Origin of the sequence: Nocardia jiangsuensis, from assembly GCF_042650385.1 — a bacterium.
Taxonomy (GTDB): domain Bacteria; phylum Actinomycetota; class Actinomycetes; order Mycobacteriales; family Mycobacteriaceae; genus Nocardia; species Nocardia jiangsuensis.
Genome location: NZ_JBHSAX010000007.1, coordinates 206,764 through 230,352 on the forward strand (window position 1 = coordinate 206,764; position 23,589 = coordinate 230,352).

18 protein-coding genes are annotated in these 23,589 nt (G+C 72.6%); 7 read left to right on the forward strand and 11 right to left on the reverse strand.

The annotated features are described in order from the left end of the window. Position 1: 1 nt before the first annotated feature. Positions 2-4,213 carry an ATP-dependent RNA helicase HrpA gene (gene hrpA / locus ACFO0B_RS08700; protein ID WP_378611812.1) on the reverse strand — a complete coding sequence of 1,404 codons (4,212 nt, stop codon included), beginning with the start codon at positions 4,211-4,213 and terminating at the stop codon, positions 2-4. 184 nt (positions 4,214-4,397) lie between these two features. Here hrpA and ACFO0B_RS08705 point away from each other — a divergent pair, with 184 nt between their 5' ends. After that, entirely contained in the window at positions 4,398-5,018 is a 621-nt protein-coding gene (locus ACFO0B_RS08705; RefSeq protein WP_378611813.1) for a Pr6Pr family membrane protein, read from the forward strand. Here ACFO0B_RS08705 and ACFO0B_RS08710 read toward each other — a convergent pair whose 3' ends face one another. From ACFO0B_RS08710 to ACFO0B_RS08720, 3 genes are all read right to left on the reverse strand, one after another. Further along, positions 5,019-5,693, reverse strand: coding sequence for a PhzF family phenazine biosynthesis protein (locus tag ACFO0B_RS08710; protein WP_378611814.1), 675 nt, complete (start codon positions 5,691-5,693; stop codon positions 5,019-5,021). Between the two features lie 76 nt (positions 5,694-5,769). Continuing rightward, positions 5,770-6,309 carry a carboxymuconolactone decarboxylase family protein gene (locus tag ACFO0B_RS08715; RefSeq protein ID WP_378611815.1) on the reverse strand — a complete coding sequence of 180 codons (540 nt, stop codon included), beginning with the start codon at positions 6,307-6,309 and terminating at the stop codon, positions 5,770-5,772. A gap of 47 nt (positions 6,310-6,356) precedes the next feature. Further along, a complete protein-coding gene (locus tag ACFO0B_RS08720) occupies positions 6,357-6,944 on the reverse strand; it encodes a peroxiredoxin (protein ID WP_378611816.1) in 588 nt (195 codons plus the stop codon). Positions 6,945-7,047: 103 nt separating this feature from the next. On the opposite strand from ACFO0B_RS08720, the gene ACFO0B_RS08725 reads away from it, so the two are divergent. Next, entirely contained in the window at positions 7,048-7,956 is a 909-nt protein-coding gene (locus tag ACFO0B_RS08725) for a hydrogen peroxide-inducible genes activator (protein ID WP_378611817.1), read from the forward strand. Positions 7,957-7,961: 5 nt separating this feature from the next. On the opposite strand, the gene speD is transcribed toward ACFO0B_RS08725, so the two are convergent. From speD to ACFO0B_RS08745, 4 genes are all read right to left on the reverse strand, one after another. Next, complete coding sequence (gene speD / locus ACFO0B_RS08730) at positions 7,962-9,164, reverse strand: adenosylmethionine decarboxylase (RefSeq protein ID WP_378611818.1); 1,203 nt, start codon at positions 9,162-9,164, stop codon at positions 7,962-7,964. Continuing rightward, positions 9,161-10,282: a type III PLP-dependent enzyme gene (locus tag ACFO0B_RS08735; protein ID WP_378611819.1), complete on the reverse strand. Its 1,122-nt coding sequence runs from the start codon at positions 10,280-10,282 to the stop codon at positions 9,161-9,163. Before ACFO0B_RS08735 ends, speD begins: the two co-directional genes overlap by 4 nt. Beyond that, entirely contained in the window at positions 10,279-12,753 is a 2,475-nt protein-coding gene (locus ACFO0B_RS08740; protein ID WP_378611892.1) for a DEAD/DEAH box helicase, read from the reverse strand. Before ACFO0B_RS08740 ends, ACFO0B_RS08735 begins: the two co-directional genes overlap by 4 nt. 75 nt (positions 12,754-12,828) lie before the next feature. Then, the gene (locus tag ACFO0B_RS08745) at positions 12,829-13,776 is read right to left on the reverse strand and encodes a proteasome assembly chaperone family protein (protein ID WP_378611820.1); all 948 of its coding nucleotides are present in this window, start codon (positions 13,774-13,776) and stop codon (positions 12,829-12,831) included. Between the two features lie 281 nt (positions 13,777-14,057). On the opposite strand from ACFO0B_RS08745, the gene ACFO0B_RS08750 reads away from it, so the two are divergent. Beyond that, positions 14,058-14,774, forward strand: a complete 717-nt coding sequence (locus tag ACFO0B_RS08750; RefSeq protein WP_378611821.1) for a sensor domain-containing protein — start codon at positions 14,058-14,060, stop codon at positions 14,772-14,774. 89 nt (positions 14,775-14,863) lie between these two features. Beyond that, entirely contained in the window at positions 14,864-16,027 is a 1,164-nt protein-coding gene (locus ACFO0B_RS08755) for a DUF4192 domain-containing protein (protein ID WP_378611822.1), read from the forward strand. Positions 16,028-16,043: 16 nt separating this feature from the next. Here the strand turns inward: ACFO0B_RS08755 and galE are convergent, their stop codons facing one another. Both galE and ACFO0B_RS08765 read right to left on the reverse strand, forming a co-directional pair. Continuing rightward, positions 16,044-17,039, reverse strand: coding sequence for a UDP-glucose 4-epimerase GalE (gene galE, locus ACFO0B_RS08760; protein WP_378611823.1), 996 nt, complete (start codon positions 17,037-17,039; stop codon positions 16,044-16,046). A gap of 3 nt (positions 17,040-17,042) precedes the next feature. Continuing rightward, positions 17,043-17,729, reverse strand: a complete 687-nt coding sequence (locus ACFO0B_RS08765) for a metal-dependent transcriptional regulator (protein ID WP_233019517.1) — start codon at positions 17,727-17,729, stop codon at positions 17,043-17,045. A 126-nt stretch (positions 17,730-17,855) separates the two neighbouring features. Here ACFO0B_RS08765 and ACFO0B_RS08770 point away from each other — a divergent pair, with 126 nt between their 5' ends. The 3 genes from ACFO0B_RS08770 (at position 17,856) to ACFO0B_RS08780 (ending at position 22,408) form a co-directional block, all read left to right on the forward strand. Beyond that, a complete protein-coding gene (locus ACFO0B_RS08770; protein ID WP_378611824.1) occupies positions 17,856-19,106 on the forward strand; it encodes an acetoin utilization protein AcuC in 1,251 nt (416 codons plus the stop codon). Continuing rightward, entirely contained in the window at positions 19,099-21,861 is a 2,763-nt protein-coding gene (locus ACFO0B_RS08775) for a bifunctional acetate--CoA ligase family protein/GNAT family N-acetyltransferase (protein WP_378611825.1), read from the forward strand. The genes ACFO0B_RS08770 and ACFO0B_RS08775 overlap by 8 nt, the downstream gene beginning before the upstream one ends. A 181-nt stretch (positions 21,862-22,042) precedes the next feature. Then, the gene (locus ACFO0B_RS08780; RefSeq protein WP_378611826.1) at positions 22,043-22,408 is read left to right on the forward strand and encodes a DUF4333 domain-containing protein; all 366 of its coding nucleotides are present in this window, start codon (positions 22,043-22,045) and stop codon (positions 22,406-22,408) included. Between the two features lie 66 nt (positions 22,409-22,474). On the opposite strand, the gene ACFO0B_RS08785 is transcribed toward ACFO0B_RS08780, so the two are convergent. Beyond that, on the reverse strand, positions 22,475-23,443 hold the full coding sequence (locus ACFO0B_RS08785; RefSeq protein ID WP_233019513.1) for a sigma-70 family RNA polymerase sigma factor: 969 nt from the start codon (positions 23,441-23,443) through the stop codon (positions 22,475-22,477). Positions 23,444-23,589: the final 146 nt, after the last annotated feature.

Consider the following 23,589-nt stretch of genomic DNA (forward strand, 5'->3'; position numbering starts at 1 on the left):
GTCAACCGCGGATGCCCGCGATCGCCTTCTCGATCCGTTTGGCGGAGATCGGGTAGGGGGTCCCGAGTTTCTGGGCGAAGAGGCTGACCCGGAGTTCCTCGATCATCCACCAGATGTCGGTGACCGCGCGGGTGCGGCGGCGGGCTTCGGGGAGGGTGCCGAGCAGGCGGTCGTAGGCGGTGAGGACGCGGTCGAGCTGGTCCATGCCCTGGCGGTCGCGGACGGCCGAGGCGGGGAGGGCGTGCAGCCGGGCGGCGGCGGCGCGCAGGTAGCGGGGGAGGTCGCGGAGCCGCTGGGGGCCGTGCTCGGCGATGAAGCCGGGGTAGACCAGGTCGTCGAGCTGGCGCCGGACGTCGTCGGCGATATCGCGCTCGACGGTGTCGGCGAGCGCGCCCTCCACCTCGGTGGCGGCGGCGAGCACCGGCGCCACCAGCCGCACGATCGCGGCGACGGCGCCGGTGAAGCGCGGACGCACCCGGGCGACCAGAGCCGCGAACTCCTTCGGGTCGCGCACCGGCCCGCCCTCCGCGGCCAGCAGCTCGTCGGCGGCCGCCGCGCGACAGTCCTCGACCAGGGCATCCAGCGAACCGTACGGATTGCGGCCGAGCGCCAGCCGGTCCGCAGGGGCCAGCCCCGAGGTGACCGCCTTCGTACTGCCCGGCAGCGCCGCCAGCAGCAGCGCGCGGGTGCCCGCGCGCATGGCGGCGGCCTGCTCGGCGGGTGAACTCAGCACCCGCACCGCGACACCGGCAGGCTCCGGCACCAGCGCCGGGTAGCCGGTGACGGTCTGGCCCGCGACCTCGCGCCGCACCGTCGGCGCCAGGGTGCCGAGCGATTCCGAGGTCCACACCGCCGCCGGTGCGCGCTCGGCGCCGGCGGTGGCCTTCGCCACCGAGCGCGAGACATCCTCGGCCAGCCGCGATTTCAGCGCGGCCAGGCTCTTGTCCCGATCCAGCACCCGGCCAGCCCGGTCGAGCGCGGCGAAGGTGGCGCGCAGGTGCGGCGGGAGCGCGGCGGTGTCCAGGTCGCGCGGGGCGATGGTCACCGAGCCGAGCCGGGACAGTTCCCTGGCCAAGCCGGTGACCAGCGGTTCGGCGCGCGGGGTGAGCGCGGCCAGCGCGGCGGCGGCGAAATCCGGCGCCGGAACGACGCTGCGCCGCAGCGATTTCGGCAGCGTCTTGATCAGCGCGGTGGCGAGCTCGACGCGCATGCCTGGCACCAGCCAGTCGAAGCCGACCGGGCGCACGTGCGCCAGCTGCTCCACCGGGATCCGGACGGTCAGCCCGTCCTCCTCGGTGCCCGGCTCGAACTGGTAGGTCAGCGGGAAGGTGAGCTCGCCCTGCCGCCAGGTGTCCGGGAAATCGGTGGGGTCGAGCGCGGCCACGCCCTCGTTGACGACGGTGGCGGTGTCGAAATCGAGCAGCGCGGGCTCGGTCCTGCGGGCCGTGCGCCACCAGCTGTCGAAGTGCCGCACCGAGACGATGTCGGCGGGCAGCCGCTCGTCGTAGAACTGGAACAGCACCTCGTCGTCGACCAGGATGTCGCGGCGGCGGGCCCGGTGCTCCAGGTCGGCGACGTCCTCCAGCAGGGCGCGGTTGCGATGGAAGAACTCGTGCTTCGTCTGCCACTCGCCCTGCACCAGCGCGTGCCGGATGAGTAGTTCGCGGGAGACCTCGGGGTCGATCCGGCCGAAGTCGACGGCGCGGCGCGGGACCAGCGGCAAGCCGTAGAGCGTGACCCGCTCGTACGCCTGCGCGGCGCCGCGCCTGGCCGACCAGTGCGGTTCGGAGTAGGTGCGCTTCACCAGGTCGCCCGCGAGGCGCTCGGCCCACTCCGGTTCCACCTTCGCCACCATCCGGCCCCACAGGCGGGAGGTTTCGACGAGTTCGGCGGCCATCACCCAGCGCGGGGGCTTCCTGGCGAGCGCGGAGCCGGGGAAGATCATGAACCTGGCGTTGCGGGCCCCGAGGAATTCCCGGGTCTCGGCCTCTCGGAGACCGAGGTGGGAGAGCATGCCTGCCAGCAGGGCCTGGTGGATCGACGTGGCGTCGTAGGTGGTCTCGCCGTCCTGCGCGGCGGGGTTCGGTGCCGGTTCCGCTGTGCGCGCCGGTCGGCCGCCACGGCGGCGAGGATTCTTGGCGCCTGCGGCTCCCGGCGCGCTGTCGGCCTGTGCCGCACCGTTGCTCGAGTCGCCGGTAGCGCCGCGTGCGGTACGAGTCTGCGCCGAGCCGTCGCGCGCCGGGCGCCGGTCGTCCGCGCGCTGGACGCCGGGACCGTCGGCACCGGCCCCGCGCCGCCGGGACCCGGTTGCGGCGCCGTCGCCCGCGGCGTCCCACCCCAGCCCCCTCGTGATGGTGCGCAGCTGCCCGTGCAGGTCCTGCCACTCCCGAATCCGGAGGTAGTGCAGGAAGTCCTCGCGGCACATGCGGCGGAACTGGTTGCCGCTGAGCGACCTCCGCTGCTCACCGAGGTGGTCCCACAGCTTCAGGAAGGCGAGGAAGTCGGAGCCCTCGACGACGAACCGCGCGTGTTTGGCGTCCGCCGCCTGCTGCTGCTCCACCGGACGTTCCCGCACGTCCTGGATGGAGAGCGCCGCCACGATCACCAGCACCTCGGCCAGGCACCCGGTGCGCTGTGCCTCGACCAGCATGCGCGCCATCCGCGGGTCGACCGGCAGCTGCGCCATCTCCCGCCCGACGGCGGTGAGCACGAGCCGCTGCGCCTCGGTGCGCGCCGCCCCCTCGGTCGTCGCATCGGCCGCGCCGAGCGCGCCGAGCTCCTGCAGCAGCGCGATGCCGTCGCGGATGGCGCGATGCTCCGGCGCCTGCAGGAACGGGAAGCTCTCGATGTCGCCGAGCCCGAGCGCGGTCATCTGCAGGATGACGGCGGCCAGGTTGGTGCGCAGGATCTCCGGCTCGGTGAAGGCGGGCCTGGACTCGAAGTCCTCCTCGCTGTAGAGCCGGATGGCGATGCCGTCGGCGACGCGCCCGCAGCGCCCGGAGCGCTGCCGCGCCGACGCCTGTGACACCGCTTCGATCGGCAGCCGCTGCACCTTGGTGCGCATGGAGTAGCGGGAGATCCGCGCGGTGCCCGGATCGATCACGTACCGGATCCCGGGCACGGTCAGCGAGGTCTCGGCCACATTGGTGGCGAGCACGACGCGCCGCCCGGTGTGCGGGGCGAAGACCCGGTGCTGCTCGGCGGCGGAGAGCCGGGCATACAGCGGCAGGATCTCGGTGCGCGGCAGTTTCAGCTCGCGCAGCGCGTCGGCGGTGTCCCTGATCTCGCGCTCGCCGGAGAGGAAGACGAGCACGTCGCCGTCGCCCTCGGCGAAGAGCTCGCGCACCGCGTCGCCGATGGCGTCCACGGGGTCGCGATCCACCACGGTGGATTCCTCGTCGTCCTCGTCCCGCGACGACGGCAGCTCCAGCGAGAGCGGCCGATATCGGATCTCCACCGGGAACGACCGCCCCGACACTTCGACGATCGGCGCCGGGGTGCCGTCCGGCGCGGCGAAGTGCCTGGCGAACAGCTCCGGGTCGATGGTCGCCGAGGTGATCACGATCTTGAGATCGGGCCTGCGCGGCAGCAGCTGGGCCAGGTAGCCGAGGAGGAAGTCGATGTTGAGGCTGCGCTCGTGCGCCTCGTCGATGATGATCGTGTCGTAGCGGCGCAGCATCCGGTCACGCTGGATCTCGGCGAGCAGGATGCCGTCGGTCATGAGCTTGACCAGGGTGCGGTCCGAGGCCTGGTCGGTGAAGCGCACGGTGTAGCCGACGACGTCGCCCAGCTCGGTGCCGAGCTCCTCGGCGATCCGCTCGGCCACGGTGCGCGCCGCGAGCCTGCGCGGCTGGGTGTGCCCGATGGTGCCGCGGATACCGCGCCCCAGCTCCAGGCAGATCTTCGGGATCTGGGTGGTCTTGCCGGAGCCGGTCTCGCCCGCCACGATCACCACCTGGTTGGCGGCGATGGCCGCGGCGATGTCCGCGCGCCGCGCGGTGACCGGCAGCTGCTCGGGGTACCCGATCGCGGGCACGGCGGCGCGGCGCGCCTCGATCCGCTGTTCGGCGGCGGTGATCTCGGCTTCCAGCGCGGCCTGCTCGGGGCCATCGGCCCGGTCCAGCCTGCGGCGCAGCCGGTGTTCGTCGCGAAGCGAGAGGTTCGCCAGGCGGGTGCGGAGCTCGCGGCGTCCGGTGGCGGTTGTGCTGCTCATTGCGTCCACCAGCCTAGCGAAGACGGTGCTGTTCCCGCGCCTGCGTTTCTCTCCGGTGATCAGCGGCACAGCAGCCGGTGACCGGGGGCACGGCGCCGCCGGCGCGGTCCGACTGTGCGCCGCGGGGTAGCCGGGGGTTCGCCCACCAGCATCGGCCCGCCCGGCCGCATGCGATCATCGGTGGATGACAGGTGCGGGCACGGCCGGGTGGATCCGCGCGGCACGGGTCGTCCTCGGGGCGCTCGGGGTGCTGGCGCTGCTCTGGATCCCGCTCCGCAACCTGGACGTGCCGGAGTTCTCGATCGGCAACTACTTCAGCTACTTCACCATCCAGTCGAACGTGATCGGGGTGCTGGTGCTGCTGGTCGGCGGCGTGCTCGACCCGGACGGCAGGCGCTGGCAGCTGCTGCGCGGCGCGGCCACGCTCTACCTGGTGATCACCGGCGTGGTCTACGCGGTGCTGCTGGCCGATATCGATGTCATGCTCACTGATCGCTGGATCAACGACGTGCTGCACCGCATCCTGCCGCTGGTGCTGCTGGCCGACTGGATCCTGGTGCCGCGCCGGCTCGGGATCACCCCCGGCCTGATCGGCGCCTGGCTGGTGTACCCGGCGGGGTACGCGCTCTACACGCTGCTGCGCGGCCCCGCGGTGGACTGGTACCCGTATCCGTTCCTGGACCCGAGGCAGCAGGGGTACGTCTCGCTGACGCTCGGGCTGGTCCTGCTCACCGTGGTGTTCGTGCTGCTCGCGGCCGCGGTGGCGGGGATCGGCGAGCTCAGGCACCCGCGGCCGCGGAGCTGATCAGAACTCGGCGACGGAGTCATCGGCGACCCGCCCGCCGAGCCGGACCCAGCCGTCCGAATCCCACTGCGTGAACAGGTGCGACCCCGCACCCTGGGTGATGTGCAGCCCGCGGCGCAGCTGCGCGGTGAGCGCCACCGCCGCGGCGCCGGTCGCCTCGTCCTCCGTGATCCCCATGGTCGGGCCGAACATCCGGCTGCGGATGCTGCCGCGATGCTCGTCGCTCCACGCCCACGCGTAGTGCGGGCCGCCGGGGAAGTCGGCCGGGTCGAGGGCGGTCACCTCGGCGGCCGACGGGTAGCGGTGGAACACGAAATCCGGGGTCCAGTCGGCCTTCGCGGTGATCCAGGTGAGGCCGTCGGCGTTCGCCACCGCGACGTCTCCGGCGGGCACCCGCAGCGCCGTCACCGGGATCCCCCGGCGCAGGAACCACCAGGCGGTGCCGACCGAGGGATGCCCGGCGAAGGGCAGCTCGACGGCGGGGGTGTAGATCCGCAGCGTCGCGATGCCGTCGACCGGCTCGGCGACCACCACCGTCTCGCTGTACCCGGCCCGCCGGGCCAGCTCCTGCCGCTCCGATTCGGCGACGTCGGCCGCGCGGGCGATCCCGAGCCGGTTGCCGAACCGGCCGCTCGCGTCGGTGAACACACGGACCACTTCCACTCGGATGCCCATGTCGGGCCAGCCTACCCGCGGCGAGAACGCGCCCGGGCCCCGTCCACGGCGTGGGCGGGGCCCGGGCGGGAGCGGGTCAGACCGCCGCGGTGGCGAGCGCCTCGGTCGACTGCACGGCCTGGCCGACACCGGCGACGATGGCGGCCGCGCGCAGCGATTCGAAGATCACCTCGCGGGAGACGCCCTCCTCGCGCAGGGTGTGCTCGTGCGCCTCCAGGCAGTGCTGGCAGCCGTTGATCGAGGAGACCGCGAACGACCACAGCTCGAAATCGGCCTTCGCGACCCCGGGGTTGCCGATGATCTGCATGCGCAGCCCGGCCCGCAGGTCGTCGTACTTGCCACCGAGGAACGCCTTGCCCCGGTAGAAGACGTTGTTCATCCCCATGATCGAGGCGGCGCCGAGCGCGGCGTCGTACGCCTCGGCCGACAGGGTGTCGGCGGCCTCCTCGGCGATCTCGCGCAGGGTGGTGGCGGACCGGGTCGCGGCCGCCGCCGCCAGCAGGGTGCCCCACAGCTGCTGCTCGGAGAGCACGGTGCTGCGGGTGATGGACGACAGGTTGAGCTTGAGGTCCTTGGCATACTCGGGCAGGGCGCTCTTCAGGTTCTCAATGCTCATGCGGGAGCTCCTCTTTCGTGGTTCGGGTGGTGCGGGGGCGGAGACGGTCAGACGCCGGCGGAGAGCAGCGCGCCCGCGTCGATCGTCGGATCGCCCTTCTTCCAGTTGCAGGCGCACAGCTCGTCGGACTGCAGCGCGTCCAGCACACGCAGCACCTCGTCCACGTTCCGGCCGACGGAACCCGCGGTGACCGAGACGAACTGGACCTCGTTGTTCGGATCCACGATGAAGGTGGCCCGGTCGGCGACGCCGTCGGCGTTCAGCACGCCGGCCGCGGTGGCCAGCTCGCGCTTCAGGTCCGACAGGATCGGGAAGGGGAGGGTCTTGAGGTCCTCGTGCTGGGCCCGCCACTGGAAGTGCACGAACTCGTTGTCCACCGAGGCGCCGAGCACCTGCGCGTCGCGGTCGGCGAACTCCTCGTTCAGCTTGCCGAAGGCGGCGATCTCGGTGGGGCACACGAAGGTGAAGTCCTTGGGCCAGAAGAAGACGATCCGCCACTTGCCCGCGTGGTCGTCGCTGGTCACCCGGGTGAAGTAGTCGTCGGGCTGCTGAGCGTCGACCTTCGACAGGTCACCGCCGATGACAGCGGTGAGGTTGTACGCCGGGAACTGGTCGCCGATGGTCAGCAGGGCCATTCTTGGTCTCCTCGGGATTGTTCGGAATGGAAAGAACTCACCGCCGATCTTGCCGGGCTGCCAGTTAAAGGTAAAGGTGATCGGTCGCACTACACTGATAGGCGTGTCTGATCAGACTTATCAGCCCACCCTGTCACAGCTGCGTGCGTTCGTCGCGGTCGCCGAGTACCGGCACTTCGGCACGGCCGCTGCCCGGCTCCGTGTGAGCCAACCCACGTTGTCGCAGGCACTGGCCGCTTTGGAGCACGGCCTCGGGTTGCAGCTGATCGAGCGCAGCACCCGCCGGGTGCTGGTCACCGCAGCCGGGCTGCGGCTGCTGCCGCAGGCCCGCGCGACCCTGGACGCGGCGGATCGCTTCCTCGCCTCGGCCACCGGCGACGGGCTCGGCGGCACGCTGCGGCTCGGCATCATCCCCACCGTCGCCCCCTACCTGCTGCCCGCGCTGCTGCCCCGGCTGCGCGAGCACATGCCGGGGCTGCTGCCGCAGGTGGTGGAGGACCAGACCGCCCGGCTGCTGGACGGGCTGCGCACCGGCGTGCTCGACGTCGCGCTGCTCGCGCTGCCGACCGAGGCGCCCGGCGTCCGCGAGATCGAGCTCTACTTCGAGGAATTCGTGCTGATCACCCCGCCGGGCCATGAGCTCGGCGGGCGCGCCGACCTGCCGCCCGCCGCGCTCGACGCGTTGCCGCTGCTGCTGCTCGACGAGGGGCACTGCCTGCGCGACCAGACCCTCGAGCTGTGCCGCACCGCGGAGGCGCACCCCGGCTCGGTCGGCGACACCAGGGCGGCCTCGCTCGCGACGGTGGTGCAGTGCGTCGCGGGCGGCCTCGGCGTGACGCTCATCCCGGAGTCCGCGGTGGCCGCCGAGACCGCGCGCGGCACGCTGGACACCGCGCGCTTCGCCGCGCCCGCGCCCGGCCGGACCATCGGGCTGGTCTTCCGCTCCTCCACCGGCCGCCGCGACGACTACGAGCAGCTCGCCGCGCTGATCCGCGAATACCGGCCGCGCTGAGCGGTTCAGGCCCGCAGCGAGCGCGGCTCGATGGTGCCCCGCCACAGCGCTCGCGCGTCGACGGTGCTCGCCCGGTAGGGCAGCGTGCCGAGCCGGTCGACCATGCCTGGCACCGGGTCGCCGATCCGATCGACCAGGCCGAACAGGAACGACCACTCGTGCTCGTCGCTGCCGTAGTGCACCACGGTGCCGAAGTGCTCGTGGAAGCGCTGCCAGGAGCGTTTCAGGGTCTCGTTGCGCCACAGCGTCGCGCAGCCGGCCTGCGCGGTGAGCACTCCGCCCGGAGCGAGCCGCTCCCGGCAGCGAGTGAGGAACTCGGCCTCGTATAGCCGGTTGTGCTGCGCCTCCTCCGGCCGCTCGTCCGGGAGGTCGATCACGATGATGTCGTAGCGGGTGCCCGCGGCGGCGGCCCGCGCCAGGAAGTCCCAGCCGTCGGCGTAGTGCACGGTGACCGGGCCGTCGCCGCGGACCGCGGCGTCCAGTTCGTCCGGGGTGTAGCCGTAGGGCAGGTGCCGCGCGCACAGCTCGACCTCCAGCCGGTCGATGTCGACGTGGTCGACCCGAGTGACACCGGCCGCCACCGCCATCCCGCTGGCGACGCCCTCGCCGGAGCCGATGATCAGCACCGTGTCCAGCTTCTCGGCCAGCACGAAGGCGGGGACCATCATGGCCTCGTGGTAGGTGAGCTGCGCGGTCTCGGCGGACTGCCGGTCGTTGTCGGAGAACAGCGTGATGCCCTGCGCGGTCCGCGCGATCACCATGTGCTGGTAGGGGGTGTGCGTGTCGACGATGACCTCGGCGAGATCCCATGCCCGGGTCAGCCCGGGAGCCAGCGGCTCCTCGATTCGCTGCCCGGCGCGCCCGCGCGGCACCGTCGACATCCGCACCTCCGCCGGGTCGAGTGCCTTGCGCAGCAACTCGACGGCGTGCTCGGCGCCGGCGCCGAGGCTGCCGCAGGTGAAGACGTCGACGAAGATGTCGCCGGTCTCCGGGTAGGTGTGCAGCGAGGCGTGCGACTCGGCGAGCAGCGCCAGCACCGTCGCGCCCTGCGGCTCGAACTTGCGGCGCACCACGTCGCAGACGGTCGCGCCCGCCTCGGCCAGCGCCGCGCGCAGCGCGACCTCCAGGCGTTCGGGATCGTCGCAGAGCGCCGGGTCGACTCCACCGAACTCGGCCAGCACGTGCCTGCCGGTGAACTCCGCCGTCATGACTGCACCCACTCTCGCTCAGCGCCCGTGACATGCACCGTCAGGGGCGGAAAACCGTTGAAGGACACCGACGCGTAGCTCGCGGTATAGGCGCCGGCGTCGAGGATTCGGACGCGATCGCCCGCTCGCAGTGTGACCGGGAGCAGGATGCGCGTGCATTGATACAATACATCGTCGCCGTCGCAGGTCGGCCCGGCCAGCACCGCCTCGGTGCGCGGATCGCCGTCCCGTTCGGTGGCGATCCGGTACACGATGTACTCGTTCTCCGTCTCGGCCAGCCCGCTGTAGCGGCCGACGTCGAGGTACACCCAGCGCCGCCCGTCCGGCGCGATGCGCACCGCGACCACCTCGCAGTGCAGCTCGCCCGCCGCGCCGGTCAGCGCCCGCCCCGGCTCCACCACCAGCGCGGTGCCGGGCGGCAGGTGCTCGCGCGCCGCCGCGGTGATCACCGCACCGAGTTCGGCGAGCCCGGGCGCCGGCTCGGCGTACGGGATCGGCAGCCCGCCACCGATGTTCACGCTGCGCACCGGAATCCCAGCGGCGGCGAGCTCGCCGGCGATCCGGCCCGCCTGCTCCAGCCCGATCCGCCAGGCGGCGGGGTCGGTCTGCTGTGAGCCGACGTGGAAGTACGGTCCCGCCGGCACCAGCCCGAGATCGCGGGCCATGGTCAGCAGCGGCGCCACCTCGCCGGGGGCGCAGCCGAACTTGCCGCCGAACGGGGTGCGCGAGGGCGGCGTCGCGGGCAGGAACCGGCACTCCACCTCGGCGCCCGGTGCGTGCCGTGCGATCCGGCGCAGGTCGTCGGCGGTGTCGAAGGCGTACCGCCGCACGCCGCGCGCGTGCGCCCCGGCGATCTGCGCCGCCTTCTTCACCGTATTGCCGTAGCAGAGCAGCTCCGGCGCGATCCCGAGCCCGAGGCAGAGCTCGATCTCGCCCGGGCTCGCGACGTCGAACTCCGCACCCGCGGCGGCGAGCGCCAGGAGCACCTCGGGCACCGGAGTGGCCTTGACCGCGTAGCGGATCCGCGCTCCGGGCAGGGCCGCGCCGAGCGCGCGGTAGGCCGCCGCGACCCGGTCGGGATAGAGGACCAGGTACGGCGAGGTCGAGCCGTCGATCACCCCGCGGCCACCGTGACCTCGTCGAAGACCACCTCGCCCGCGGCGTCGGATTCGGCGAGGTCGACGACCGCCTCGATCGCCCAGCCGTGGTCGCCGGCCGGGTCGGCCAGGGTCTGCCTGACGTGCCAGAACTCGGGGCGCTGCTCGACCAGGAAGAGCTGCGGGCCGCGGGCATCGGGCCCGGTACCGATCTCGCCGTACTCGGCGAAGTACGGCGCCAGCTCGGTCTCCCAGTCCGGCTCCGCGTCGAGCTCGGCGAGCGCGGCCCAGCGCCGCAGCGCGGCCAGCTCGACCCGGCGGAACAGCGCGTTGCGCACCAGCACCCGGAAGGCGCGCTCGTTGGCTGTGATCGGCCGCACCGACTCCGCGCCGTAGGCGAGCTGCTGCTGATCGGCCTCGGCGCCCGGCGCGGTGAGCTGCTCCCACTCGTCCAGCAGGCTCGAATCCACCTGCCGCACCAGCTCGCCCAGCCACTCGGTGAGGTCGTCGAGCTCTTCGGTGCGCGCCGCCTCCGGCACCGTGCGGCGCAGCGCGCGGTAGGCGTCGGCCAGGTACCGCAGCACGACGCCCTCGGAGCGGGCCAGCTCGTAGTGCGCGATCAGCTCGGCGAAGGTCATGGCGCGCTCGATCATGTCGCGGACGACGGACTTCGGCGCCGGCGCGAACTCGGAGACCCACGGGTGCCCGGCGCGGTAGGTCTCGAAGGCGGGCTCGATCAGCTCGGCCAGCGGCTTGGGCCAGGTGACCTCCTCGAGCAGCTCCATCCGCTCCTCGTACTCGATGCCGTCGGCCTTCATCTCGGCCACCGCCGCGCCCCTGGCCTTGTGCTGCTGCGCCATCAGCAGCTGCCTGGGATCCTCCAGGGTGGACTCGATCAGCGAGACCACGTCGAGGGTGTAGCTCGGCGCCGCGCGGTCCAGCAGTTCCAGCGCGGCCAGCGCGAACGGCGAGAGCGGCTGGTCGAGCGCGAAATCGCGCTGCAGGTCGACGGTGAGCCTGGCCATCCGGCCGTACCGGTCCGGTTCGTCCAGCTGCTGCACCACCCCGGCGTCGCGCAGCGCGCGGTAGAGCCGGATCGCGCGCAGGATGTGCCTGCGCTGCGCCGGGCGCGGCTCGTGGTTCTCCTCCAGCAGGTGCCGCATGGCGGCGAAGCAGTTGCCCGGCCGCGCGATCACGTTGAGCAGCAGCGAGTTCGTCACCCGGAAGCGGGAGACCATGGGCTCGGGCTGCGCGTCCACCAGGCGCAGGAAGGTCTCCTCGCTCCAGGAGACGAAGCCCTCCGGCGGCTTGCGCCGCTGCACCTTGCGCTGCTTCTTGGGGTCGTCGCCTGCCTTGGCCAGCAGCCGGGTGTTCTCCACCTCGTGGTCGGGGGCCTGCACCACGACGGTGCCCATGGTGTCGAAGCCCGCGCGCCCGGCCCGGCCGGAGATCTGGTGGAACTCCCTGGCCTTGAGCCGGCGGGTCCGGGTGCCGTCGTACTTGGTGAGCCCGGTGAGCAGCACGGTCCGGATCGGGACGTTGATCCCGACGCCGAGCGTGTCGGTGCCGCAGACCACCTTGAGCAGCCCGTCCTGAGCCAGCCGCTCCACCAGCCGGCGGTACTTGGGCAGCATGCCCGCGTGGTGCACGCCGATGCCGTGCCGGATCAGCCGGGACAGGGTGCGGCCGAAGCCGGCGGCGAAGCGGAAGTTCCCGATAGCGTCGGCGATCGCGTCCTTCTCCGCACGGGTGGCGAAGTTGACGCTGGTCAGCGCCTGCGCCCGCTCCAGCGCCGCGGCCTGGGTGAAGTGCACGACATAGACCGGAGCCTGGTGCGTGGTGACCAGCTCCTCCAGCGTCTCGGTGATCGGCGTGCGGGCGTAGGAGAAGGTCAGCGGCACCGGACGTTCCGTGCCGCTGACCACGGCGGTGGCGTTTCCGGTGCGGCGGCGCAGATCCTCGGCGAAGAAGTCGACCTCGCCGAGCGTCGCCGACATCAGCAGGAACTGCGCGCCGGGCAGCTCCAGCAGCGGCACCTGCCAGGCCCAGCCGCGATCGGGGTCGGCGTAGAAGTGGAACTCGTCCATCACGATCTGGCCGACCTCGGCCGCCGAACCCTCGCGCAGCGCCAGGTTGGCCAGGATCTCGGCGGTGGCGCAGATGATCGGGGCGTCGGCGTTCACCGCGGCGTCGCCGGTGACCATCCCGACCCGCTCCGCGCCGAACAGCTCGCAGAGCGCGAAGAACTTCTCGCTCACCAGCGCCTTGATCGGTGCGGTGTAGTAGCTGCGCACCCCTCGGGTCAGCGCGAACAGGTGCGCGCCGACGGCGACCAGCGATTTGCCCGAACCGGTCGGCGTGGCCAGGATGACGTTCGAGCCGGAGGCCAGCTCCAGCAGCGCCTCGTCCTGCGCCGGGTAGAGCGCCGTCCCGCGCTCGGCGGCCCAGGCGCCGAACGACTCGTAGAGCGCGTCGGCGTCGGTGCCCGGAATGTCGAGCAGCTCGGTCAGATCCACTCCGACCACCCTACGCACCGGGATTCCCGGTGCGGCGGCTCGGTCGGCGGGTCAGCGGTCGCCCGGATCGTCCTTGTCGTCGGTGCCGGTCTGCTCGGCGAGGAAGCGTTCGAACTCGGCGCCGAGCTCGTCGCCGCTCGGCAGCAGCTCGCCCTCGCCGACCAGCAGGCTGGACTGCCGCTCCTGTGCGGTGACGAAGCTGTCGTACTGCCGCTCCAGCGCCTGCACCACCGTCTCCACCTCGGGGTTGCCCGCGATGTGCTCGTTCACCTGCTCGCGGACCCGCGCACCGGCCTCACCGAGCGCGGCCAGCGGGAAGGTCAGCCCGGCGTTGTCGGCGACGTTCTCCAGCAGCGTCTGCGCGGCCTCCGGATAGGCGGTCTGCGACAGGTAGTGCGGCACGTGCACGCTGAACCCGACCGACTCGTAGCCGTGCTGCCCCATCCGGTACTCCAGCAGCGACGAGGCGCTGCCGGGAACCTGCAGCTCACCGGGCCAGCGCTGGTGGTCGCCGATCAGCGAGCGGTCCGAGGAGTGCGCGGTGACGCCGAGCGGGCGGGTGTGCGGGATCGCCATCGGGATCGCGCTCAGCCCCACCGTGCGGCGCACGCCGAGCTGCTCGGCCAGCAGCCGCACCGCGGTGGTGAACTTCTCCCACCGCAGGTCCGGCTCCATCCCGGCGAGCAGCAGGAACGGGGTGCCCGCGGTGTCACGCAGCGCCCACAGATTCAGCTCCGGCTCGGCGTAGTCGGCGAAGTGGTCGGTCTTGAAGGTCATCAGCGGCCGGCGCGAGCGGTAGTCGAGCAGCTCGTCCACGTCGAAGGAGGCCACCAGCTCGCTCTCCAGGCTCTCCCGCAGGTGCGTGGTGGCCAGCCGCACGGCGTGACCCGCGTCGGTGAAGCCCTCCAGTCCGTGTACAAGGACCGGCCCCGAGCCGTCGGGCGCCGACAGCTGCGGAGCGGGGAACTCCAGTTCGTACATCCGCGACTCGTTGTCCATCGCGTACTCCTTCCTGCGCGATCCGCCACACCCGGGCGGGGGAACTCTCCGGCTCACACGCCCGCCTGTCGTGCTGCGAACCCTGTTCCATTGTCGCTCATGGAACTCGTGCCGCGTACCGGGCCGTTCCCGGTCGTCGCGCACCCGCCTCGGTCAACGCCCCGACGGTGCCGGGACATTCCCTGATCTGCTGGCGGGGTACCCGGGGATCCTGGTTCATCACCTTCGATTCGCGGCGTGGCAGGACGCGGCACGCCGTAAGGGTGTTGCAGAGTGAAGGTGTGACCCCCGTCTGGCTGCCCCGGCACCGCCTCCTGCCCGCCTGCTGGCTGTCGGCCGCGGCCGTACTGCTGGCCGGCTGCGGTTCGGTGGTACCCGGCGCTCCGGGATCGGCCGAGCAGACCCGGATCGGCGCGCCGGTCGGCGCGGAGCTGGCCGAGCTGGTGCCCGCGCCGGAGTCCTTCCCGGCCGGGTACCCGGCGGTGCGGCTGCCCGCCGAGGCCGCGGTGCAGGCGGCGGGCGACCTGGACGGGGTCGGGCCGGGCGCGACCGTCGAGCCGGCGCGCTGCACCCCGCCCGCCGCGCGCGCCGATCCCGGGAGCACCGCCGTCGCGGTCGGCACCGACGAGGAGTCGCGGGCCAGCCTCACCGTGGAGCTGAGCCGCACCGATCAGCCGCTGGCCCGGCTGCGCACCCGGCTCGCGGACTGCGGGAGCATCCGGGTGCAGCGGGCGGGCGCGGGCGCCACCGTCGTCACCGACCTGCTCGACGATCCGCCCGCCGCCACCCCCGCCCCGGACGACGCGCTCGCGCTGCTCCGCACGGTGCTGCCGGATCGCGGCGGCGCCGCGCTCACGCAGACCATGCGCACGGTGATCGGGCAGGTGGGGGATGTGCGCATCACCGTCACCGGCATGGTGTTCGGCGGCTCCGAGCCGGAGCCGGGGCCGGTGCAGGAGCTGTTCGAGACCGCGGTCGAGCGGGTCCGCGAGCGCTGAGTTGTCCACAGGGGCGCGGTTGTCCCCAGGTTCCTTTCCGCCCAGGTCGGCGTCGGGAGCCGAACGTGGGCACCGGGCACAGTGGCCCCATGTCCACTCCAGCGCACTCCCTTCCCGGTCCGCCGCCCGGACCGATGCCCCCGTTGTCCTGCGGCGAGGGCGATGATCCCCCGTTCGACGCGCCCACCGTCTACCTGGGCGAGCCCGGCGCGCTCCTGGCCTCGGTGCCCGCGATGGTCGGGTTCACCCCGGAACGCTCGCTGGTGATCGTGGTGCTGCGGGTACCCGGCGACCGGCAGCAGGCGCCGCCGGGCACGGCACGGGTGGACGCGGTGGTCCGCTTCGATCTGGAGTCCGAGCGCGGGGTCGCGCTGCCCGCCGACGCCGTCGCGGAATGCGTCGCCGACATCCAGGGCCCCGGCCGGGTGGAGCAGATCATCGCCGTCGTCGTCGACGAGCGCGGGCAGCACGAGCGGGGGAGCGCACTGGTGACCGGGCTGGCCGAGCACCTCGGTGCGGCCGGGCTCACGCTCGGCGCCGCCTACTCCCTGTCCGGCTTCACCGCGGGCGCCCGCTGGCGGGACCTGCTCGACCCGGCGGCCGCGGGCACGCTCCCCGACCCGGCGGATTCGCCGGTGGCCTTCGGGCACGTGCTGTCCGGCCAGCCGCTGCGCGGCTCCCGCACCGAACTCACCGACCTGGTCGCGGCCGCCCCTGACCTGACGGCCGCTGTCGAGCGCGAACTCCCCGCCGTCGCGGCCGCCACCCGCGCCGACTACGCCGACGCCGTGCGGCGCGGGGTCCCGCTCGAATACAGCAGGCAGACGGCCGAATTCGTGCTCCGGCAGATCTCCGCGCCGGAGTCCGGCGCGGAGCCGCAGCCGCGCGAGCTGGCCCGGATCGCAGTCGGGCTGCGCGACCGCGCGGTGCGCGACATCATGTTCGCGCTCGCCGCGGGCCCGCACGCCACCGCCGCCGAGCGGCTCTGGCTGCTGCTCACCCGCGCCCTCACCGGCGCCGACCGCGCCGAGGCCGCCGTTCTGCTCGGCTACAGCGCCTACCTGCGCGGCGACGGCCCTCTCGCGGGCATCGCCTTCGATCTCGCGCTCGACGCGCTACCCGGGCATCCGATGGCGGTCCTGCTGGAGAACTCGCTGCGCTCGGGAATGCGCCCGGCGCAGCTGCGCCGGCTGGTGCTGTGCGGATACGAGTCCGCCACCGATCTCGGGCTGGACCTGGGGCCGCGCCGATGACCGGTGGCGGAGAACGTCAGGAACCGGTGGCGGCGGGAGCGGAGTGCGCCCGCGCGCCGAGGCCGCGCAGGAACTCCCAGGCGTCGGCGACGATCTCGTCGAGGTCGTTGTGCTCGGGGCGCCAGCCCAGCTCCCGGATGGCGCGCTCGCTGGCGGCCACCAGGGTGGCCGGATCGCCCGCCCGGCGGGGCGCGTCCACCGCGGCGATCTCCAGCCCGGTGACCCGCCGGACGGCCGCGATCACCTCGCGCACCGAGAAGCCGGTGCCGCTGCCCAGGTTGTAGATCCGGTGCGTACCCGGCTCGGAGCTGGTCAGCGCGAGCAGGTGCGCGTCGGCGAGATCACGGATGTGGATGTAGTCGCGGACGGCCGTGCCGTCCGGGGTCGGCCAGTCGGTGCCGTACACCGCGATCGACTCCCGGTGCCCGGCCGCGACCTGGAGCACGAGGGGGATGAGATGGGTTTCCACCACGCGGTTCTCGCCGAGGCCACCGTAGGCGCCCGCCACGTTGAAGTACCGCAGGCTGGTCGCCGCGAGGCCGTGCGCCACCGCGTAGGAGGTGATGGCGTGGTCGATGGCGAGCTTCGATGCGCCGTACGGATTGGTCGGCCGGGCCGGCGCCTCCTCGGTGATCGGCACCTGCTCCGGCTCGCCGTACACCGCCGCCGTCGAGGAGAAGACCAGGCGCCCGATTCCGCTGCGGCGCAGCGCCTCGAGCAGCGTCAGCGTCTTCACCACATTGCCGTGCCAGTACTTCTCCGGCTGCTGCACCGACTCGCCGACCAGCGACTGCGCCGCGAAGTGCAGCACGCCGTCGAAGCTCTCCGAGCCGATCAGCTCCACGCCCGCGGTGGCGATGTCGCCCTCGACGAAGCGGGCGCCGGCGGGCACGCCCTCGGCGTTGCCGGTGGACAGATCGTCCACCACGACCACCTGGTGGCCGCGTTCGAGCAGAACCTGCGCGCAGACGCCGCCGACGTAGCCCGCGCCACCCGTGACCAGAAGTTTCACGTATCAGACCAGTTTCACCTGGATGGCGTGCGCCATCTCGTCGGACAGTTCGAAGCCCTGATGGCCGGGGACCGTGATCAGCACCGAGCCGGGGCGGTTCTCCACGGAGACCCTCGCATCCGGCACCACACCGGCCTCGCGCAGGCTGCCGATGACATCCGGGTCGGTCTGGATGTGCTCGGCGAGCCGGCGTACGACGACCGCGTGCACCTGGCCCGGCACCAGGTCGGAGAGCCGGATCAGCTGCTCCTCCCCGGGGTACGCCGGGATCACGCCCAGCTCGTCCAGGCCGGGGATGGGGTTGCCGTAGGGGGAGGTGGTCGGGTTGTTGAGCACCTCGACCAGCCTGCGCTCCACGTCCTCGCTCATGACGTGCTCCCAGCGACAGGCCTCGGCGTGCACGTTCTGCCAGTCCAAGCCGATGATGTCGACCAGCAGGCGCTCGGCGAGGCGGTGCTTGCGCATCACCGCGACCGCCATGCCGCGGCCCTTGTCGGTGAGCTCGAGGTGCCGGTCGCCCGCCACCAGCAGCAGGCCGTCGCGCTCCATCCGGGCGACCGTCTGGCTGACGGTGGGGCCGCTCTGTTCCAGGCGCTCCGCGATGCGGGCGCGCAGGGGTACGACGCCCTCTTCTTCCAGGTCGTAAATCGTACGGAGATACATCTCCGTCGTATCGACCAGATCCTTCACCAGTCACCCCTTCGTCAACGCGAATTCTACCCGGGAACGGCCACGCCACTGGAAACGCACTCCCGTGTATTTCTACTGCATGTCAACGCTTCGCGGTGTTCCGTGCTTCCCGCTAGCGTTGCGAGCATGGCCACTCAATCGACGGAGCCCTCCGCGACGGTCGTCTGGAGTGATCGATTCCTGGAGTACACCTGGACTCCGGAGCACCCGATGAAACCGGCACGACTCGACCTCACCATGGCGCTGGCCGGGGAACTCGGGCTGCTCGCCGGGGTCGAGACGGTTCGCCCGGAACCGGCCGGAATGCCGGATCTGCTCCGCGTGCACACCCCGGAGTACATCGACGCGGTGCGACACGCCGTCCCGGATTCCGGCTCGCCGGGCAATCGCCCGTCGGCGCCGCTCTTCGGGCTCGGCTCGGACGACAATCCGGTATTTCCCGGAATGCACGACGCCGCGTCGGTGATCGTCGGTGGCACGCTCGCGGCGGCGCGGGAGATCGCCGAGGGGCGCACGCGGAGGGCGGTGAGCATCGGCGGCGGAATGCACCACGCGATGGCGAACTCGGCCGCCGGTTTCTGCATCTACAACGACGCCGCGGTCGCCATTTCCTGGCTGCTCGACCACGGCTTCGACCGGATCGCCTATGTCGACGTCGACGTGCACCACGGCGACGGGGTGCAGCGCGCCTTCTACGGTGACCCGCGGGTCATGACCGTCTCCATCCACCAGCACCCGGCCACGCTGTGGCCGAGCACCGGCTGGCCGGACGAGGTCGGCGCCGGGCCCGCCGAGGGCACCGCGCTGAACCTGGCGCTGCTGCCCGGTACCAGGGACGCCGCCTGGCTGCGCGGCTTCCACGCGGTGGTGCCCGGCGCGCTGGCCGCCTTCCGGCCGCAGATCCTGATCAGCCAGTGCGGGGTGGACACGCACCGGGAGGACCCGCTGGCCGATCTGGAGCTGACCGTCGACGGGCAGACGGCGGCCTTCCTCGCCATGCGCGAACTCGCCGACCGATACGCCGACGGCCGCTGGCTCGCCGTCGGCGGCGGCGGGTACGGGCTGGTCCGGGTGGTGCCCCGGGCCTGGACCCAGCTGCTGGCCACCGCGCTCGACCGGCCGCTGCCGCCGGAGACGCCGCTGCCGGAGGCGTGGCGGGAGCGGGCGCGGGTAGTCGCGCCCCGGGTGGAGCCGCCCACGGTCATCGGGGAGGGCGGCGACACCCGCTACCAGCCGTGGGACGGGCCGGGAGGCGCCGTCGAGACCGGCGACGCCCAGATCGACCGGGCCCGCCGCGCCGTCGACACCGCGGTGCTCGCCACCCGCCGCGCCGCCTTCGGGCTGCTCGGCCTCGACCCGGAGGATCCCCGTGACTGAGCCGTACCCCGACGAGCCCGGCACGCCTGCGGTGCCGCCCCCGCCGCCGCAGCACTGGTTCGCCGACGTGCTCGCCTCGGACGGTGGCGTGGTACGGGTGCGCCCGATCACCACGGACGACGCGGAGCGGCTGCAGGAGTTCCACGGCAGGCTCTCCGAGCGCAGCAGGTACCTGCGCTACTTCGGCCCCTACCCGCGGATCTCGCCGCGCGACCTGTACCGCTCGACGCACGTCGACCACCGCGACCGGGTGGGGCTGGTGTGTGAACTGGGCGAGGCGATCATCGCCGTCGGCCGGTACGAGCTGCTCGACCGGGCCGGCGCGCGCGCCGCCGAGGTGGCCTTCGTGGTGGCCGACGAGCACCAGGGCCGCGGCCTGGGCTCGGTGCTGCTCGAGCATCTCGCCGGCGCGGCCGCGGAGAACGACATCGCCACCTTCGTCGCCGAGGTGCTCGCCGAGAACACCGTGATGGTCACGGTCTTCCGGGATGCCGGCTACCAGGTGGAGCGGTCGCGGGACGGCTCGGTGCTGCACCTGGAGTTCGCCATCGACCCGACCGAGGCGCTGGTCTCGGTGCGCGACGCGCGCGAGCGCGCCTCGGAGGCGCGCAGCGTCGGCAACCTGCTCGCCCCGCGCTCGATCGCGGTGATCGGCGCGACGCCGGGCACCGGCCGGGTCGGCGGCGTGGTCCTGGCCAACCTGCTGGCCGGGGTGTTCCAGGGGCCGGTCTACCCGGTGAACCCGAATCGGCGCTCGGTGCGCGGCGTACACGCCTACCCGACCCTGCGCGACATCCCGGACGAGGTCGACCTCGCGGTGGTGGCGGTGCCTGCCACCGCCATCGACTCGGTGCTCGACGACTGCCTCGCCAAGCGGGTGAAGGGGCTGGTGGTGCTGACCGCCGGGTTCGGCGAGACCGGGGAGGACGGCGTCGCCGCCGAGCGGCACCTGGTGGCCGAGGCCCGCGGGCACGGCATGCGGGTGGTCGGGCCGAGCGCGCTCGGCATCGCCAACACCGACCCGGCGGTCGCGATGAACGCGACGCTGGCCCCGCTGCTGCCGCACTGTGGCCGGATCGGGTTCTTCTGCCAGTCCGGCCCGCTCGGCGTCGCCATTCTCGGTCAGGCCGCGGCCCGCAACCTCGGGCTCTCCACCTTCGTCTCCGCGGGCAACCGCGCCGATCTCTCCGGCAACGACCTGCTGCAGTACTGGGACACCGACCCCGGCACCGAGGTGGTGCTGCTCTACCTGGAGAGCTTCGGCAACCCGCGCAAGTTCAACCGGATCGCGCGCCGGGTGGCCAGGCACAAGCCGATCGTCGCGGTGAGCAGCGGCAGGCTCGCCGCCCGCGCCACCCCCGAGGGCGACATGGACCGCTCGATCGTGCGCGACCTGTTCGGGCAGGCCGGAATCGTCCAGGTGGACACCATCTCCGAGCTCTTCGACTGCGCCGCGCTGCTGGCCTACCAGCCGCTGCCTGCCGGGCCCCGGGTCGCGGTGGTCGGCAACAGCGCGGCGCTGAACTGGCTCGCGGTGGACGCCGCCAGGGGCGAGGGGCTGCGCGTGCAGCGGCCGGTGCGGCAGCGCCGCACCCGGCCGCGGCGGCCCCGGCCCACCGAGCGCTGGGTCGACCACGAGGACCAGCAGGAGCCGGTCGATCTCGGCCCGCAGGCCACGCCCGGCGACTACTTCGACGCGGTGGTCGCGGCGCTGCGCAGCGACGAGGTGGATGCGGTGATCGCGGTCTTCGCCCCTCCGGTGCCGCTGCCCATGGCCGGGTTCGCCGACGCCATCCGCTCGGCCGCGGCGGCTGTTCCGGAGGCGCGCAAGCCGCTGCTCACCACCTTCATGGCGGAGGAGGGGCTGCCGAATCTGCTCGCGGTGCGCGGCGACAACGCCATCCCGGTCCGCGGCTCCATCCCGTCCTACCCGGACCCGGAGCGCGCGGCGCGGGCGCTGGCCCGGGTGTGGCGCTACGCCGACTGGCGCACCCGCCCGGTCTCCGCGGTGGTCCGCCCGCCCGGCATCGACGCCGAGCGGGCCGCGGAGCTGCTGCGTGGCTGGCAGGCGGCGGCGCCGGAGGGGCGCTGGCTCACCGACCTGGAGACGGTGCGGCTGCTCGGCTGCTACGGCATCGAGGTGGTGGAGTTCCGCGAGGTGCACAGCGCGGACGAGGCGGTCGCGGCGGCCGAGGAGCTCGGCTACCCGGTGGCGGCCAAGGCGACCGGTGAGCTGTGGCGGCGCCGCGCCGACCTGAGCGGGGTGCGGCTGGACCTGTGGCGGCCGGAGGCGGTGCGCCAGGCCTACGCGGACCTGGTACGGCTCAGTGGCGACCCGGTGCTGCACGTGCAGCGGATGGCGACCAAGGGCGTCGGCTGCGTGCTGCGGGTCACCGACGACCCGTCGTTCGGCTCGGTGCTGGAGTTCGGGCTCTCCGGCCTGATCATCGAGCTGCTCGGCGACCGGGCCTACCGGGCGCTTCCGCTCACCGAGGACGAGGCGGCCGCGCTGATCGACGCCCCGCGGGCGGCCCCGCTGCTCTCCGGTACACCGGCCAGCCCGCGGGTCGACAAGGCGGCGCTGATCGAACTGGCGCAGCGCATCTCGGCGCTCTTCGACGATCTACCCGAGCTGCGCGAGATCTCCTTCGATCCGGTGCTGGCCGCGCCCCAGGCGGCCTCGATCCTGTACGCGCGGGCACGATTCGGCCCGGAGCCGAGCCGCTTCGATATCGGCCCGCGCCGATTGGCCTGACCGTGCGGGGTGCGGAGCGAACTTCGGGCATCGCGGTATCCATCGGATGAACGACGTCGGAAAACGCTCCGCGCCGGGCGATCTTGTCGCACAATCTGGGTCGCACGGGTCGGGGGGTAACAACCAGCCCGGGTGCGGCGATCTTGTCGCGATCACTGCGTCTGACCGGAGAGGGAACCCCATGACCATCACCAAGACCGACCCGTCTGTTCGTACCGCCCCGCGCGTGCGCGGGCGGACGGCCCGGCTCGTCGGCGCCGCCACCCTGTTCGCGCTGGGGTGTGCGCTGTCGGCCTGTTCGGTGTCGGTCGGCGGCGATCCGAAGATCGACGAAACCGATCTGGAGAAGTCGGTGTCGCAGACGCTGGCCGAGGAGGTCGGGCAGACCCCCGACTCCATCGACTGCCCCGGTGATCTGAACGGCAGCGTCGGCACCACCATGCGCTGCACGCTGAGCGCGGGTGGCGACACCCTCGGCCTCACCGTCACAGTGACCAGCGTGGAGGGCGACACGGTCAACTACGACGTGCAGGTCGACCAGCAGTAGCGGCCCCGGATGCCACGCTGGGCCGATCGGAGGGATCGGCCCAGGACGTCGGTGTTCGGGAGGGGATCAGCTGGCGTAGGCGCGGAGCCGGTCGGCCCGCTCGCCCTTGCGCAGCTTGGTCATGACCTCGCGCTCGATCTGGCGCACCCGCTCGCGGGAGAGCCCGAAGAGCTTGCCGATCTGGTCGAGGGTGCGCGGCTGGCCGTCGTCGAGGCCGAAGCGCAGCCGGATGACCTGCTGCTCGCGCTCGTCCAGGGTGGCGAGCACGCTGCGCACGTCACGGTGCAGCAGCCCGGCGATCACCGCCGACTCGGCCGAGGTGGCCTCGGAGTCCTCGATGAAATCACCGAGCGGGGCCTCTTCGTCGTTGCCGACCGGCATGTCCAGGCTCACCGGATCCCGGCTGTGGTCGAGCAGGTCGGCGATCTTCTCCACCGGGATGCCGGACTCGGTGGCCAGCTCGTCGTCGGTGGCCTCGCGGCCGAGCTGCTGGTGCAGCTCGCGCTTGATCCTGGCCAGCTTGTTCACCTGCTCCACGAGGTGCACGGGGAGCCGGATGGTGCGGCTCTGGTCGGCCATGCCGCGGGTGATGGCCTGCCGGATCCACCAGGTGGCGTAGGTCGAGAACTTGAAGCCCTTGGCGTAGTCGAACTTCTCCATGGCGCGGATCAGCCCGAGGTTGCCCTCCTGGATGAGGTCGAGCAGCGGCATGCCGCGGCCGGTGTAGCGCTTGGCGAGGGAGACCACGAGGCGCAGGTTGGCTTCCAGCAGGTGCGAGCGGGCCGCCTGGCCCTCCCGGACGACGACCGCCAGATCGCGCTTGCGCGTGGCGGAGAGCCGCTTGCCGGTCTCCAGCAGGTTCTGCGCGTACAGACCCGCCTCGATGCGCTTCGCCAGCTCCACCTCGTCGGCCGCCGTGAGCAGCGCCGTCCGGCCGATCCCGTTCAGGTACACGCGGACCAGGTCGGCGGCCGGGCTCTGGGCGTCGATATCGGCATCGCTGGGGCGCACACGAGTCGTGGCGGGGCTTGTCATGACTTGCCTCCTGTCGGTGGTGTCTCACTCGGATCAACGGAACCGACAGTGAGAAAGTTCCCGGGGACGGTCCGGGTAAACAGGCTCTGGCCTGCGCTTTCCATCACCTTCGGCTGAGAAGTTCCTGAGAAGGGCACCCCGTCGGC